General features: G+C 64.7%; 15 protein-coding genes. 12 read left to right on the plus strand and 3 right to left on the minus strand.

Annotation, left to right across the window (positions count from 1 at the left end; translation table 11 throughout):
- Positions 1-20: 20 nt before the first annotated feature.
- From ACNOHI_RS05375 to ACNOHI_RS05385, 3 genes are read right to left on the minus strand one after another with little or no spacing between them, the layout of a single operon-like run.
- On the minus strand, positions 21-815 hold the full coding sequence (locus ACNOHI_RS05375) for an SDR family oxidoreductase (protein WP_420473619.1): 795 nt from the start codon (positions 813-815) through the stop codon (positions 21-23).
- A 23-nt stretch (positions 816-838) separates the two neighbouring features.
- On the minus strand, positions 839-2,659 hold the full coding sequence (locus tag ACNOHI_RS05380) for an acyl-CoA dehydrogenase (RefSeq protein WP_420473620.1): 1,821 nt from the start codon (positions 2,657-2,659) through the stop codon (positions 839-841).
- Positions 2,660-2,674: 15 nt separating this feature from the next.
- Positions 2,675-3,643: an NAD(P)H-dependent flavin oxidoreductase gene (locus ACNOHI_RS05385; protein WP_420473621.1), complete on the minus strand. Its 969-nt coding sequence runs from the start codon at positions 3,641-3,643 to the stop codon at positions 2,675-2,677.
- A 33-nt stretch (positions 3,644-3,676) separates the two neighbouring features.
- On the opposite strand from ACNOHI_RS05385, the gene ACNOHI_RS05390 reads away from it, so the two are divergent.
- The 12 genes from ACNOHI_RS05390 to ACNOHI_RS05445 all read left to right on the plus strand — a co-directional run bounded on the left by ACNOHI_RS05390 (position 3,677) and on the right by ACNOHI_RS05445 (position 15,664).
- Positions 3,677-3,832, plus strand: coding sequence for a hypothetical protein (locus tag ACNOHI_RS05390; RefSeq protein ID WP_420473622.1), 156 nt, complete (start codon positions 3,677-3,679; stop codon positions 3,830-3,832).
- A 54-nt stretch (positions 3,833-3,886) separates the two neighbouring features.
- Positions 3,887-4,696 carry an enoyl-CoA hydratase/isomerase family protein gene (locus ACNOHI_RS05395; RefSeq protein ID WP_420473623.1) on the plus strand — a complete coding sequence of 270 codons (810 nt, stop codon included), beginning with the start codon at positions 3,887-3,889 and terminating at the stop codon, positions 4,694-4,696.
- 65 nt (positions 4,697-4,761) lie between these two features.
- Positions 4,762-6,084: an ABC transporter substrate-binding protein gene (locus ACNOHI_RS05400; RefSeq protein WP_420473624.1), complete on the plus strand. Its 1,323-nt coding sequence runs from the start codon at positions 4,762-4,764 to the stop codon at positions 6,082-6,084.
- An 87-nt stretch (positions 6,085-6,171) separates the two neighbouring features.
- Positions 6,172-7,068 carry a branched-chain amino acid ABC transporter permease gene (locus ACNOHI_RS05405; protein ID WP_420473625.1) on the plus strand — a complete coding sequence of 299 codons (897 nt, stop codon included), beginning with the start codon at positions 6,172-6,174 and terminating at the stop codon, positions 7,066-7,068.
- Position 7,069: 1 nt separating this feature from the next.
- Positions 7,070-8,065, plus strand: coding sequence for a branched-chain amino acid ABC transporter permease (locus ACNOHI_RS05410; RefSeq protein ID WP_420473626.1), 996 nt, complete (start codon positions 7,070-7,072; stop codon positions 8,063-8,065).
- Positions 8,062-8,811, plus strand: coding sequence for an ABC transporter ATP-binding protein (locus ACNOHI_RS05415; RefSeq protein WP_420473627.1), 750 nt, complete (start codon positions 8,062-8,064; stop codon positions 8,809-8,811). The genes ACNOHI_RS05410 and ACNOHI_RS05415 overlap by 4 nt, the downstream gene beginning before the upstream one ends.
- Entirely contained in the window at positions 8,808-9,473 is a 666-nt protein-coding gene (locus tag ACNOHI_RS05420; RefSeq protein ID WP_420473628.1) for an ABC transporter ATP-binding protein, read from the plus strand. Before ACNOHI_RS05415 ends, ACNOHI_RS05420 begins: the two co-directional genes overlap by 4 nt.
- 40 nt (positions 9,474-9,513) lie before the next feature.
- Positions 9,514-10,773, plus strand: a complete 1,260-nt coding sequence (locus ACNOHI_RS05425; protein WP_420473629.1) for an acyl-CoA dehydrogenase family protein — start codon at positions 9,514-9,516, stop codon at positions 10,771-10,773.
- Positions 10,770-11,561 carry an enoyl-CoA hydratase/isomerase family protein gene (locus ACNOHI_RS05430; RefSeq protein ID WP_420473630.1) on the plus strand — a complete coding sequence of 264 codons (792 nt, stop codon included), beginning with the start codon at positions 10,770-10,772 and terminating at the stop codon, positions 11,559-11,561. Before ACNOHI_RS05425 ends, ACNOHI_RS05430 begins: the two co-directional genes overlap by 4 nt.
- A gap of 13 nt (positions 11,562-11,574) precedes the next feature.
- Positions 11,575-13,179, plus strand: coding sequence for a class I adenylate-forming enzyme family protein (locus tag ACNOHI_RS05435; protein WP_420473631.1), 1,605 nt, complete (start codon positions 11,575-11,577; stop codon positions 13,177-13,179).
- The gene (locus tag ACNOHI_RS05440) at positions 13,176-14,105 is read left to right on the plus strand and encodes a DMT family transporter (RefSeq protein WP_420473632.1); all 930 of its coding nucleotides are present in this window, start codon (positions 13,176-13,178) and stop codon (positions 14,103-14,105) included. Before ACNOHI_RS05435 ends, ACNOHI_RS05440 begins: the two co-directional genes overlap by 4 nt.
- Complete coding sequence (locus ACNOHI_RS05445) at positions 14,102-15,664, plus strand: acyl-CoA synthetase (RefSeq protein ID WP_420473633.1); 1,563 nt, start codon at positions 14,102-14,104, stop codon at positions 15,662-15,664. The genes ACNOHI_RS05440 and ACNOHI_RS05445 overlap by 4 nt, the downstream gene beginning before the upstream one ends.
- Positions 15,665-15,706: the final 42 nt, after the last annotated feature.

The following is a 15,706-nucleotide window of genomic DNA, read 5'->3' on the forward strand; positions in this document are numbered from 1 at the left end:
ACCGCCGCAACCTGCACTGCCTAGCCGGCAATCACCGCAGACGCACCGCCATCAACCGGGATGAACACGCCAGACATATGCTTGCCGGCGTCGCTGGCGAGCAGGAGCAGCGGACCTTTCAGGTCCTCGTCGTCGCCCAGCCGGTTAAGCGGGATGTTTTCCTTGATGTTGTCGGCACCCAGATGGTCGATCATGCCGTTCGCCATCTTGCTCGGGAAAACGCCTGGCCCGATCGCATTGACATTGATCCCGTAGCGCCCCCATTCCGCCGCCAGCGCCCGGGTGAACGTCAGCACCGCGCCCTTGCTGGTGTGATAGCCGATGGCCTGCATCAACTTGACGTTGCCGCCCAGTGCCGCGACCGAAGCGATATTGACGATCTTTCCGCTTTTGCGCGGGATCATGCTGCGCTTGCCGATTTCACGGGTCAACAGGAACAGTCCACGCACATTCAGGTTCATGACCTTGTCCCAGGCGTCGATCGGATGTTCTTCCGCCAGTGCGCCCCACGTCGCGCCGGCATTGTTAACGAGGATATCGACATGGCCGAGGCTACCCAGCGCCGCATCGGCAAGCGCCATCACATCCGCTTCGCGGCTGACGTCGGCGACGGCGGTGAGGACGTCGATTCCGGATGCCTTGAGTTCAGCGGCGGCGCGCTCGAGTTCGTCAGCTTTCCGCGCACTGATCATCACGCGCGCCCCGGCTTCGCCAAGCGCATGCGCAATCTGCAGCCCGAGGCCGCGCGAGCCGCCGGTGACGAGCGCGGTACGGCCATGGAGGTTGAACAACTGCTGTACGGTCCTTGCTTGCATTCGGGTCTCCTTTGTTGTGGCGGTTACAGGCACCGCTCGTCGAGGTCATGGCAGGTCAGGTCCCGGCGGGCCGCAACGGCCAGCCAGGCATGGATCTTCGGCAGCTCGTAATGGAAGAAGTAACGCGCCGCGGCCAGCTTTCCTTCCCGCAGCATGTCGTCGGCAATGTCGCAGGCGGCCAGTGCGACGTCGAGCCATAGCCACGCGAGCACCACATGACCGAAGCCCTGCATGTACGGCGTGGCATTGGCGAGTGCCTGCGAGGGCGAGGCGTCTTCCCAGGCGGAGGTCGTTGCCTCCAGCAATTCCGCAAGCGCGCCGTCCAATGCGCTTGCGTGGTCCCGCAGGCCTTCGACGCCCCAGGCGCGGGTTATCGTGTCCCGGACCCGCGCCGCCAGCAGTGCCATCGCACGGCCTTCCTGCATTCGCACTTTCCGGTGCAGCAGGTCCAATGCCTGGATGCCATGGGTGCCTTCATGGATCATGTTGAGGCGGTTGTCGCGCCAGTACTGTTCCACCGAAAAGTCGCGGGTGTAACCGTAGCCGCCGTGGATCTGGATCGCGAGGCTGTTGGCTTCCAGGCACCATTCGCTCGGCCAGCTCTTGGCAATGGGAGTGAGGATCTCCAGCAGGAGGCCGGCCTGCGCCGCTTCCTCCGGCCCGGCGGTTTTCTGGTCATCGACCAGGCGCGCGCAATAGAGCTCGAGCGCAAGTGCCCCTTCGCAATAGGCTTTCTGTGCCAGCAACATGCGACGGACATCGGCGTGCTCGACGATGCGTGCCTGGGGCTGCGACGGATCCTTGCCGGCGGGGCCGACCGGACGTCCCTGCGGCCGCTGGCGTGCGTACTCCAGCGAGGCCAGGTAACCGGCCATGCCCAGCATCGTCGCCCCGAGTCCAACCTCGATCCGCATCTCGTTCATCATGTGGAACATCAGGACGAGGCCCTGGCCGACCTTGCCGACGAGATAACCGACGGCACCATCGCCCCCGGGAACGGGAAAGCGTCCCTCGCCGAAATTGAGCAGGGTATTGACCGTTCCCCGGTTTCCAAGCTTGTGGTTCAGGCCGACCAGCGCGACATCGTTGCGCGCCCCGGTCTTTTCCCCACGTTCATCCACCATGAAGCGCGGCACGATGAACAGCGAAATGCCGCGCACGCCCGGCTGCACCTTGCCATCTTCGTCCGGCGCCTTGGCCAGGACGAGGTGGATGATGTTGTCCGTCAGTTCATGCTCGCCCGCGGAGATCCACATCTTTGTCCCGCGCAGGCGGTAGCGCGGGCCGAGCGGGTCGTCCTTGTAACCGTCGCCGTCTGGCAGCGCGCGGGTGGCAATGTCCGACAGGCTGGAGCCCGCCTGGGGCTCGGAAAGGCACATCGTGCCGAATGCACGGCCGCCGTAGATCGCGCCGGCGAAGGCTTCCTTCTGGCGCGGAGTGCCGTGCGCCATCAGCAGGCTGGCGTTGGCGGCGGCAATCATCGGGTAGCCGAAGAGGGCATTGGCCGCCATCGAGAAGAAGGCATTGGCAGCGCGGTCGACCACGAAAGGCAATTGCATCCCGCCGGCATCCGCGTCCTGGGTCGCGGTCATCATCCCCGTCGCAAGGTAGGCGCGCGAGGTGGAAAGGGCGGCCGCGGGCAGCACCACGCGGCCATCCTCGAGATACGGTTCCTCGACATCGGAAATCCGGTTGTGTGGCGCAAATTCCTCGCGCGCGACGCGCTCGCACATGTCCAGGACCGAGACGAAGGTCTCGCGTCCATGCTCGGCGAAGCGGTCTCGCCGGGTCAGTGCTTCCACCCGCAACCAGTCGAATAGCAGGAAGTCTACGGTCGGGCGCATGGAAACTCCTTTCCCTTACATGAAGGCCGATGCGGCCTGCAGCCGCGTCCGGCATTCGGACACCATGCGTTCGATCAGTTCGGCGCAGGTCGGGATATCGTCGATCAGGCCGACCACCTCGCCGGCCCACACCAGTCCGGCGTCCATGTCGCCGGTTTCGAGGGCCGCCCGGCCGCGCTGGCCGGACACCAGCGGCCGGATTTCCTCGAAGGTACAGCCGCCGGGACGCCGCTCCATCGACACGACTTCGTCCGATATCGAGGTCTTGAGCACCCGCCCCGTGTTATGCAGGGTGCGGAAAATCAGGTTGGTATCGCGTTCGGACGCGCGGACCAGTGCCTGCTTGATGTTGTCGTGCAGCGGCGCTTCCTTCACTGCGCAGAAGCGCGTGCCCATGTTGACGCCCTCGGCACCGAGCGCCAGTGCCCCGGCCAGTCCCCAGCCGTCGCCGATGCCGCCCGAGGCGATGACCGGGATCTTCAGCTTGCGTGCGGCAATCGGGATCAGCACCAGCCCGCCGACGTCGTCTTCGCCCGGATGGCCGGCACACTCGAAGCCGTCGATACTGATGATGTCCACGCCGTTTCGTTCGGCGGACAGGGCGTGCCGTACGGAGGTGCATTTGTGCACGATGCGGATCCCGTTTTCCTTAAAGCGCGCAATGAAATCCTTTGGACTGTTGCCAGCCGTTTCCACGACCTTGATGCCTGACTCGATGATGGTCTCGACGTACTCCGCATACGGCGGCGGCTTGACGGAGGGCAGGATGGTGAGGTTCACCCCGAACGGCTTGTCGGTCATCTCGCGGCAACGCCGGATCTCGCGGGCCAGCGCTTCCGGCGATTCCTGGGTAAGGGCGGTCAGGATGCCCAGGCCGCCGGCATTGGATACCGCCGACGCCAGTTCGGCCCGGCCGACCCATTGCATGCCTCCCTGGATGATCGGGTAGCGGATGCCCAGCATTTCTGTCACTCGGGTTTTCATTCAGATCTCCTCTGGTTGTTCTTCGCAGTATTGATGCGCGGCAATTGCGCGCCGGCGGCAGGGACTGTGGACATTTTCATCGAGCAGGTGCCGCGATTCGTCGTCCGAAGCGACGATTTCAGGCCGGGCACCCGGCCGCGTGAGCAAATCGTCTATTTCGACGATGCCGGCAACCGGGACGCGGGATAGGCTCACCCAAAACCAATCCGGCCGATTACCAGGCCGGTACACCAAGGAGACATCGTGCCGGCATCCCCCCTGAATGTCGTCGAGCGCCTTGCCGACGGCCTCGCCATCGTCCGCCTGAACCGCCCCGATCGCCTGAATGCGCTCAGCCAGGAAGCCGTCTCGGCCCTGACCGCCACCCTGGACGAGATTGCCCGGGATGACAGCCTGCGCGTCGTGATCCTGACCGGCGAGGGGCGCGGCTTCTGCGCCGGCTGGGACCTGAAGTCCAAACTCCAGGGAGAGGACGGCGGCGAGTCGGGCGTCTCCGGCCTCTACGGTGGCCAGGAGCGCTTTGCAGGGATGATCCGGCGCCTGCGCGAAATGGGCAAGGTCGTGATCGCTGCCGTCAATGGCGTGGCGGTCGGTGCCGGCCTCGGGCTGGCGCTGGCGGCCGACATCCGTCTCGCAGCCCGCTCGGCGTCTTTCCATATCGGCGCGATCCGCATCGGCCTGACCGCCGGCGAATGCGGCATCAGCTACCACCTGCCACGCCTGGTCGGCGCCTCGCGCGCATTCGAACTCATGCTCACCGGCCGACCGGTCGACGCGGAGGAGGCCGCGCGCATCGGCCTGGTGTCCGCAGTGGCGGATGACGCATCGCTGATCGAGCGTGCCCGGTCCATGGCCGGCGACATCCTGCGGAACAGTCCGTATTCGGTCCGGCAGACCAAGCGGCTGATGTGGGCGAACCTGGAAGCGCCCAGCCTGGACGCGGCGATCGAACTGGAAAACCGCGCGCAGGTGCTGGCCTTGCTGACTGATGACTTCGCGGAAGCATCGGCGGCATTTGCGGAGAAACGGCCGCCGCGCTTTACCGGGCGCTGACGTCCCGGTACTCGATTGTCCAACCGCCCGGGCTACCCCGGACATAACAACAGGAGGGGAACACGATGAGGAATCAGTTCAGCAGGAAACAGTTTGGCCGGCAAACGGCGATCTGCCTCGCGGCGGCGGGCATCTGGAGCGGCCTGGCCAATCCGGCGCAGGCGCAGGAAAGCTTCAAACTCGGCGTCGTCACCTTTCTTTCCGGCCCGGCGGCGGAGAGCTTCGGCGTACCGGCCGCCAATGCGGCCAAGGTTATGGTCGACGCCTTCAACAAGGGCGCAGCGCCCAAGCCCTACGACAAGAAAGGCTTCGGAGGCATGACGGTGGAAACCGTGCTGGTCGATGAAGCGGGCGGCGCGACCAAGCAGGTGCAGGAACTGCGCAACCTCTACCAGCGCGAGAACGTGGATGCAGTCGTCGGTTACGTCGGTTCCGGCGATTGCCTCGCCGTCGCGCCAGCGGCCGAGGAGATGAAGAAATTCCTGGTGCTCTTCGACTGCGGTTCGCCGCGCATCTTTGAAGAGGCGAACTACAAATATGTGTTCCGTACCGCGTCGCACGGCGCGATGGACAACGTGGCACTCGCACGTTACCTCAAGTCGCGCAATGTGAAGATCGATTCGATGAACCTGATCAACCAGGACTACGCCTGGGGACATGATTCGCGGGCCGACTTCGTGGCTGCGATGCAGCAGCTGTATCCGAACGCCAAGCCGGCTGGCGACCTGCTGCCGAAGTTCGGCGCGGGCCAGTACGGCACCGAAGTCTCGGCGCTCGCGCGCCAACCGGCCGACATCGTGTATTCGAGCCTGTGGGGCGGCGACCTGGCCGCCTTCGTGCTGCAGGCCGCCCCGCGCGGCCTCTTCAAGCGCAGCCAGCTGGTGTTGAGCGCCGGCGACCATGTGCTGCCATCCCTCGGCGACAAGATGCCCGACGGCACCATCCTTGGCGCGCGCGGCGCGTACGGCATCCTTGCGGCGAAAAGCCCGTTGAATGACTGGTTCTGGAAGACCTACCAGGACGCGCACGGCCAGGCGGCGGTCGTCCAGGCCAGCTATCGGATGGCGCAGGCGTTGCTCGGCGTGAAACTGGCCGTCGAGAAGGCGATGGCGAAGAACGGCGGAAAGAAGCCGAATGCGGACGAGCTGGCCGAGGCGCTGCGTGGCCTGGAATGGGATTCGCCGGGCGGCAAAATCCAGATGGCGCTCGCAGGCGGCCAGCAGGCGATCCAGCCGATCGCGATCGGACGCACGAAGTTTGACGCCGGCAAGAAGATGGTCGTGGCCGAGGATGTCCAGCATTTCAAGGCGGAATGCGTGAACCCGCCGTCCAACATGAAGAGCCTTGAGTGGATCAAGGCCGGCTTCCCCGGCGCGCGCTGCGACTAAGCTGCCACACCATACAGGCAAGGGCAGGGCGGCCGCGTTCACCGGCGCACCCGTCCTTGCCCGTCACTTCATGACAGGGAGGTTTCCTTGGATCTCGTTCTGACCATCGGCATCGACGCCTTGACCTACGCGTCGTGGCTATTCATCGTTTCCCTCGGACTGACCCTGGTGTTCGGGGTGCTCAAGATCCTCAACATGGCGCACGGCAGCATCTACGCGCTGGGCGCATACGCTGCCGCCAGCGGTGTTGCCCTGTTCTCGTCATGGGGCTGGTCGCCGGCGTCCTCGCTGGTGGCGATGCTGCTAGCGGCCGCGGTCGTGGCCGCCGTCGTGGGGCCCTTGCTCGAACGGACCTTGCTGGCGCGCTTCTACGGGCGGGACGAGGTGCTCCTGCTGCTGGTCACGTACGCCCTGTTCCTCATCCTGGAAGATGCGACCAAGCTGATCTGGGGCGTCAACCCGTACTACGTGTCCGAACCGTACAGCCTGCTGGGCAACATCGAGATCGGCCACCTGACCTTCGTCGGTTACGACCTCGCACTGGTCGGACTGGCCGCCGTGTGCGGGCTGGTGGTGTGGCTGGGACTGAACCGCACGGTGGCCGGCAAGGTCGTCCTCGCGGTCATCCACAATCCGGAAATGAGCGCCAGCATGGGCGTCAACATCAACGTCGTCTACAGTGTCGCGTTCACCATCGGGGTGTTCCTGGCGGCGCTCGGTGGCGCCTTCACCGCCCCGATGATTTCCGTCCAGCCGGGCGTGAGCGTAAGTGTCATCATCGTCAGCTTTGCCGTGGTCATCATTGGCGGGCTGGGCAGCATCGAAGGCGCGGCGATCGGCGCCCTCGTCGTCGGACTGGCCCGGGCCGTCGCGGTGCATGTGATGCCGGAGATCGAGCTGTTCAGCATTTACCTGGTCATGGCGGCGGTGCTCGTGTTCCGTCCGGAAGGACTGTTCCAGAGCGTCAAGGCGAGGGTGATCTGACATGACGCCGACAAAAGCACTCCAACTGGCGCTGGCCGCCATCGTCATCCTCTTGCTGGCCGGCCTGGCAGCGCCGAAATGGCTGCTGTTCCTGGCGACCATGGCCGCCTCCCATGGTTTGGCGATCCTCGGCGTCGTCGTGCTGACGCGCGGCGGGGGCGCAACGTTCGGGCAGGGGCTGTTCTTTGCGATCGGCGCCTACGGTGCTGCCATGGCCTCGGTCCAGCTCGGGATCACGGACGCCGTCCTGCGGGCGCTGCTCGGGACCTTGAGCGCCGGCCTGATTGCCGGCCTCGTCGCCCCGCTGCTGGCCCGTTACCGCGGCATCTTTTTCGCCATGCTCACGCTGGCGCTGTCGATGGTGGCCTACGGCATCCTCAGCAAGTGGTCGGCGTTGGGCGGGACCGACGGTTTCAACCTGCCGCGCCCCACCGTGCTCGGGATGCAACTGGAAACGGTCTGGGCCGATTACATCCTCTATGGCCTCACGGTCATGTTTTCCGCACTGGCCGGCGCCGCGGTCGCCGTCTATTTCCGCTCTTCGTCAGGGCTCGCGTCGCTCGCCGTGCGAGGAAACGACCTGCGTGTCGAATACCTCGGTGCGTCGCCGCGTGCCTTGCTGGCGCTGAACTTCACCATTGCAGGGGCGCTCGGCGGCCTCGGCGGCGCTTTGACGGGCCTCGCCCTCGGACACGTCGATCCGCAGTTTGCCTACTGGACGACCTCGGGCGAATTCGTCTTTGCCGCCATCCTTGCCGGTTACCAGAGCGTGGCCGCCGTGTTCGTGGCGTCGCTGTTGCTCGAAGTCGTGCGCTCCTTCTCCAACCTGTATTTCCCCAACACCTGGCAACTCGCGCTGGGCGTGTTCCTGCTGCTGGTCGTCCTGTTCCGGCCGGGCGGCATCGGGTCGTTATGGTCGGGCCGCAAGGCCAAGCCGCCACTCCCGGACCCGGATGGCGAGCGCACCGTTTCCTGCAAGGAGGGCACCGCAACATGACGAGCCTGCTATCGGCAAAAAACCTTAACAAGCGCTTCGGCGCAGTCGTTGCCGCCGACAACATTTCCATCGACGTGCCGTCCGGCCAGAAGTTGAGCCTGATCGGCAGCAACGGCGCGGGCAAGACGACCTTCGTCAACATGGTCACCGGCTACCTGCGCCCGGATACCGGCAGCATTTCACTGGAAGGATCGGATATCACGGCCATGGCGCCGCGACATGTGGCGCGGCTCGGTATCTGCCGCTCGTTCCAGATCCCGCAACTGTGCCTCGAACTCACCGCGATGGAAAACCTGCTGGTCGCCGTTGCCGCCGCCCACCCGGCCGGCTTGTCAGTCTGGAAGCCGGCCGATGAGCCGGACCGCAAGCTGCGCGCCGAACAATTGCTGGAACGCTTCGGACTGGCCGCCTTTGCCGATCGCCGGGTGACGGAAATGCCCGGCGGCGTCCGCAAGCTGCTCGACATTGCGATGGCGATGGCGCGTCATCCCAAGCTGCTCCTGCTGGACGAACCGACCTCCGGCGTAAGCGCCGAGGAAAAGTTTGTTGCCATGGAACGCATCATGGCTGGGCTGTCGCACGAAGCGGTGACCGTCGTGTTCGTCGAGCACGACATGGACATCGTTGCCCGGTTTTCGGAGCGCGTGATTGCGTTCTACAGCGGGCGTATCATCGCGGATGCGACGCCGGATGCGGTATTGCAGAATCCGGAAGTGAAACGCTACGTCACGGGAGGCCACGCATGAGTACACAGGCATTGCTGACGGCTAACCGGCTGGAAGTGAGCATCCAGTCGATGGCGGCGCTGCGTGGTTTCTCGATCAGCGTCATGCCCGGCCAGATGGTGGGCCTGATCGGCCGCAACGGCGCCGGGAAGACCACCTTCATGCGCACGGTGATGGGCCACCTGAAGCCCGCCGGCGGCGAACTGCATTTCGACGGGGCGGATCTCGCTGCGCGCGCACGCCATCAGCGTGCGGCCGCCGGTATCGGCTATATGCCGGAAGACCGCGGCCTGGTGCCGCAACTGACCGTCGAAGAAAACATCCTGCTTCCGGTATGGGTATCGAAGACCCTGAAGGCGAAGGAGCGGCTGGATTTCGTCTACGGCCTGATGCCGGAAGTCGCCGACATGCGGGATCGCAAGGCACTCCTGCTGTCTGGCGGCCAGCAAAAGCTGGTCGCGCTCGGCCGCGCGCTCGCTGTCGGTACGCGCATGCTGCTGCTGGACGAACCCTTTGAAGGCGTCGCCCCGGCGCTGTCGCAACGCCTGTCGGAGGTCATCTTCGCGCTCAAGGGACAGCAGCTGTCCGTAGTCATTTCACAATCCGACCTGAATCATTCACGCACGCTGTTCGAACGCGAGTACGTGATCGAACGCGGAGCCAACATCCAGGCTCGTCACTGACCAACGATTTCATTCACTCCCCATCTCCAAGGACAACAACATGGATTTTGAATTCTCGCCTGACGCGCAGGCCATGCAGGACACGCTGAAGAAGTTCATGCAGCGCCACGTACTGCCGGCCAATCGCGAATGGCATCACCTCGCCGATAGCGGAACCTATCCGCTGCAGGTGATCGAACCGCTCAAGAAACTGGCCAAGGAAGCCGGACTGTGGAACCTGTTCCTTCCCGGCCTCAAGGAGGACGAGCCGGGGACGCGCATGAGCAACCTCGATTACGCGCCCATGGCCGAAATCATGGGCCGCATCCCCTGGGCATCGGAAATCTTCAATTGCAACGCACCGGACACCGGCAACATGGAGCTGCTGCACATGTTCGCCACGCCGGAGCAGGAAGAGCGCTGGCTCAAACCGATCCTGAACGGCGACATCCGCTCCTGCTTCGCGATGACCGAACCGGACGTGGCGTCATCGGATGCCACCAATATCCGCACGACGATCCGGCGCGAGGGCGACCAGTACGCGATCAATGGCCGCAAATGGTTCATCACCAATGCCGCGCACCCGGAATGCGCGTTCGCCATCGTCCTTGGCGTATCCGACGAACGCGACGACGCCGACCCGCATAGCCGCCACTCGATGGTCATCGTGCCCATGGACACGCCCGGCCTGCGCGTGGTGCGCAATGTACCCATCATGCATCACACCTCGCCCGAAGGACATTGCGAGCTGGTGTTCCGCGACGTGCGCGTGCCAGTGTCGAACCTGCTGGGACAGGAAGGCAAGGGCTTTGCGCTGGCCCAGGCACGCCTCGGCCCGGGGCGCGTGCACCACTGCATGCGCACCATTGGCCAGTGCGAGCTGGCGCTGGAACTGATGTGTGAACGCGCCTTGGAGCGGCGCACCTTCGGCAAGTACCTGAGCGAATTCTCGAACGTGCAGGACTGGATCGGTTATTCCCGCGTCGAAATCGACCAGGCCCGCCTGCTGGTGCTGCGCGCGGCATGGCTGATGGACAGGCAGGGCAGCCAGGCGGCGCGCATCGACGTCTCCGCCATCAAGCTCGTCGCCGCCCAATTGCAGACGCGGGTGCTGGACCGCGCGATCCAGGTCTTCGGCGCGATGGGCCTCACGCCGGATACGCCCCTGTCCTACCTGTGGACCTGGGGGCGGGCAATGCGCTTCTTCGACGGCCCGGACGAAGTCCACCTGCGCGTGCTTGCCCGCAATGAACTGGGCAAGGCCAAGGCAAACCGCGGGTCCACGCTGCCGTACTACCTTGTGCCCGAGGAGAACGCATGAGCATCCACGATACCGATGCGCCGCTGCGCTATTGGCGCGAAGGCGGCATCGCCCACATCCGTTTCAACCGTCCCGCCGTCCTGAATGCGATCGACGTCCCGACCGCGAACGGATTCCTTGAAGCCTGCCAGGCCGCCTCCGAGGACAAGGAGGTGAGGGTGGTGGTGCTCAGTGGAGAAGGACGCGCTTTCATAGCCGGCGGCGACCTTGCCGCGATGAAGGCAAACCCGGTCGATACGGCGCAAGCGCTGATCAAGGCGATGCATGGCGGGATTGCGCTGCTGGCGGGGATGAATGCGCCGGTTCTGGCCAGCCTGCAAGGGGCCGTGGCCGGCGGCGGACTTGGTGTTGCACTCGCCGCCGACCTGGCGATTGCGGCCGAGGGTACGCGTTTCAATCTTGCCTACGTCAACATTGGCGCAAGTTCCGATTGCTCGACCTCGTGGGCATTGCCGCGCCTGGTCGGCATGCGCAAGGCCATGGAGATTGCCTTGCTTGGCGAGACCTTCGACGCGGCGGAAGCCCTTCGCATCGGCCTGGTCAACCGCGTCGTGCCGGCCGCTTCGCTGGAGGAGGAAACCGCAAAACTGGCACGCAGGCTCGCGGATGGCCCGCCGCTTGCGCTGGGCAGGCTGAAACGCCTGATCCGCGACTCGCTGGACCGCAGCCTGCAGGAACAGCTGGATGCGGAGGCAGCAGGCTTTGCCGCCTGCGCCGCGACAGAGGATTTCGCGGAGGGGGTCGCCGCCTTTTTCGACAAGCGTCCGGCGCGTTACCAGGGACGATGACATCGGAGGGAGAATGAGCATCTGGGAGATCAGGCAACCGGCCACGCGCATGGAATCGCATTTCGGGGACCGCCTCGTGCAGTGCTGCGCGGAGCGTCCGGGCAGCGTCTATGCGATGTTTGCCGACGCCGTCGCGCGCAACCCCGACGGCGAAGCGGTGGTGTGCGGCGACCGGCGGTTAAGCTGGCGCGCGCTGCACGCCGAGGCCATGGCAGCAGCAGGCGGATTCGCGCAGCGCGGCATCGGCAAAGGGGATCGCATTGCCCTGCTGTTAGGCAATGACATCGAGTTCATGGTGGTCACCCTTGCCGGGGCGGCCCTCGGCGCGATCGTGGTGCCCCTCAGCATACGCGAGCAGGCGCCCGGCATCGCCTACATCCTGGAACACTGCGGTGCTTCCGCCATCGTCCACGACGCCGAGCTTGCCGATCGCTTGCCTGCGAAAGACCCGCGCGTGCGCATCTGCGTGGGGGATGACGGCGTCGCCACGCCGTTCGCGGCGCTGCTTGCCGGCCCCGCGCTCGGACAGCCTGCCAAGGTCGAGGAAGAGGACGTCGCGGTGATCCTGTACACCTCAGGCACCACTGGCCGGCCAAAGGGCGCGATGCTCACGCACTTCAACATCGTCCATTCCACCCTGCATTACGAAAGCACGATGGCCCTGACCGCTGCCGACCGCGGGGCGGCAGTCGTGCCGCTGTCGCACGTGACCGGCCTCGTCGGCCTCCTGATGGTGATGGTGCGCGTTGCCGGCACGTTGCTGGTGACACCGGCCTTCAAGGCCGCCGACTTCCTTGCCTTCGCCGAACGTGAACGCATGACGTTCACGGTGATGGTGCCTGCCATGTACAACCTGTGCCTCCTGCAGGAAGGTTTCGGCCAGCGCGACTTGTCCGCCTGGCGCGTAGGCGCCTATGGCGGGGCGCCTATGCCAACGGCGACCATCGATGCGCTTGCCGGCCAGCTGCCCGGCCTGGTCCTCATGAATGCCTACGGAGCAACCGAAACAACCTCGCCCTCGACCCTGATGCCGCCCGGCCAGACGGATGGCCACCGCGACAGCGTGGGAAGGACGGTGCAGTGCGGGCATATCCTCATCATGGGCGAAGACGGCCGCGAAGTGCCGCGCGGCGAAACCGGCGAAATCTGGATCGGGGGACCGATGGTGGTCAAGGGTTACTGGGATAACCCCGCGGCGACCGCGGAGAACTTCACCGGCGGCTACTGGCATAGCGGCGATATCGGGAGCATGGACAGCGACGGCTACCTCTATGTGTTCGACCGCCGCAAGGACATGCTCAACCGCGGCGGTTACAAGATCTACAGTGTGGAAGTGGAGAACACGCTGTGCCAGCATCCCGCGATCCTGGAAGCGGCCGTGGTCGGCAAGCCGTGCCCGGTGCTGGGCGAGCGCGTGCATGTGTTCGTGACGCTGAAGGAGGGTATGCGGCTGGATCAGGAGGAACTGATCACGTTTTGCGCTGAACGCCTGGCCGACTACAAGGTTCCGGAGAGCGTCACCTTGCGCAGGGAAGCGCTGCCCAGAAATGCGAACGGTAAGCTGCTCAAGCGTGAGCTGCGGGATCAGTTGCTGTCCGACCAGAAGGCGACCGCGTGAGCGATGCGGCAGCGCGAGATGCGCCGCTTGCCGGGATCGGCTGCCTGGTGCTTGCCGCAGTCACATGGGGATGCAGTTTTCCGGTCGGGAAGGCCGCGATGCTTGTTGTCGATGCCTATTTCCTGACAGCGATCCGCTACGGTTTCGCCGCCGCGGTGTTGCTGGGCGTGCTGTTGCATACCGAGGGCGCGGCGGCGCTGCGTTGCGACGGCCGCCCGCTGCTGGTTGCATTGCTGGGGGTGATCGGCATCGGCGGCGGGGTGCTGATGATGTTCATCGGACTGCACCACACGCAGGCTGAACACGCCGCGGTCATTGTCGCAACGCAGCCGTTGGTCGCAGCCTTGCTCGGATGGGTGATCCGCAAGCAGCGTCCGGGCAGGGCAACCCTGTTCGCGATCGGCCTCGCCTTCACCGGCGTCGCACTGGTCGTCACGCGCGGTGACCCATCCAGCCTTGCGGGAACGGGGTCGGCGATCGGAGATCTGCTTGTGCTGGGCGCGGCCCTGTGCTGGGTTACTTATACGCTCTGCGCCGCCGCGTTTCCTTCCTGGTCGGCTTTGCGCTTCACCGCGCTGACCGCGGGTGCCGGGGCACTCTTCGTGGTCGCCGCCACACTCGTGGCAACACAGCTTGGTGTGGCGGCGGTGCCAACGTCCGGCCAATTGCAATCGGTCGCCTGGCAGATCCTGTTCGTCACCTTCGGTGCCGCGCTGCTGGGCACCCTGTGCTGGAACATCGGTATCCGGCGGGTCGGCGCCGGCGGCGTGCTTTTCATCAATTTCGTTCCCATCACGGCCTTTATCATCGGGATCATGCAAGGCTACCGGTTCAACTGGGCGGAGGTGGTCGGCGCCGCACTGGTCATCATCGGCCTGCTCTCGAGCCGGATTGGAACGGCAAACCAGAAAGGAGACACAGGATGAACGACACTTTTCAGGCGCTTCGCTGCCATAGCCTAGGCGATGTTCTCCGTCGGACCGCACAGCGCATGCCGCGCAAGACAGCGATCGTTTGCGGCAACGTGTCCTGGACATATGCGGAATTCGATACCGTGTGCACAAGGCTTGCGCACGCGTTCATCGCCCGCGGCGTGGCAACCGGCGATCGGGTCGCAATCCTGGCGCGCAACTCGCATGCGTTTGCTGCGGCGCGATTTGCCCTCGCAAGGATGGGGGCTGTCATCGTGCCGATCAACTTCATGCTGAATGCGGACGAAGTGGCGTTCATCCTCAAGAGTTCGGGCGCCAGGACGCTGCTGGTCGGTGCGGGATTCGAGTCGCTGGCTGCAGCCGCCGCGGAGAAGGGGACGACGGTCACTGACAGGATCTGGCTGCCCGGCGAGGAAGAGGGGAGTCCGCCGCCGCACATGGACACGTTCGACGATCTGCTGCGCAACGAGCCGGTAGCCACCGAACTGCCTGCCGTCGATGCGCGTGCCCTGCTGCAGATCATCTATACAAGCGGTACCGAGTCCTTGCCCAAGGGCGCGATGCTGTCGCACGAAGCGGTACTGTGCGAGTACGTGAGCTGCGTGGTGGAGGGCAGCATTGCCGCCGGCGACGTCATGCTCCATGCCTTGCCCTTGTACCACTGCGCCCAGCTGGATGTCTTCCTTGGGCCAGCCGTGTATCTTGGCACAACCAGCATCATTACGGGACAACCGCGGCCGGATGTGATCCTGCCGTTGATTGAACGCTACCAGGTCAATTCCTTCTTCGCACCGCCCTCTGTCTGGATCGCCCTGCTGCGCGCGCCGCAGTTCGATACCACCAACCTGGAGTCCCTGGAAAAGGGCTACTACGGCGCATCCATCATGCCGGTCGAAGTCCTCAAGGAGATGCAGGTGCGCATGCCCCGGGTGCGCTTGTGGAATTTCTATGGCCAGACCGAAATCGCGCCGCTCGCCACCGTCCTGTATCCGGAAGACCAGATGCGCAAGGCGGGATCCGCAGGGAGACCGGTGCTGAACGTCGAGACGCGCGTGGTCGATGAAAACATGAACGACGTGGCGCCCGGTGAAATCGGCGAAATCGTGCATCGCTCGCCGCAACTGCTGGAAGGCTATTACAACGATCCGGAGAAAACCGCGGCGGCGTTCGCCGGCGGCTGGTTCCACAGCGGCGACCTTGCCGTGCGGGACGAAGAGGGCTACATCACTGTGGTGGACCGGAAGAAGGACATGATCAAGACGGGCGGCGAAAACGTCGCCAGCCGCGAGGTGGAGGAAATGATTTTCCGCCTGCCTGCGGTATCCGAGGTCGCCGTCATCGGCTTGTCCGACCCCTACTGGGTGGAAGCAGTGACCGCCGTGGTCGTGTTGCGGCAGGGGCAGTCCGCGACCGAGGAAGACGTGATCGGCTTCTGCAAGGCAAATATGGCGACGTTCAAGGTGCCGAAACGCGTAATCTTTACCGACGCCTTGCCAAAGAATCCCAGCGGAAAATTGCTGAAGCGTGAGTTGCGAAAGCGCTATGAGGGCTGACGCACTTCGGCCTCATGGAATGCTGTCTGCATTTATTCCGGA

The organism is Noviherbaspirillum sp. ST9 (genome assembly GCF_048799745.1).
In the GTDB taxonomy this organism is placed as follows: Bacteria; Pseudomonadota; Gammaproteobacteria; order Burkholderiales; family Burkholderiaceae_D; genus Noviherbaspirillum.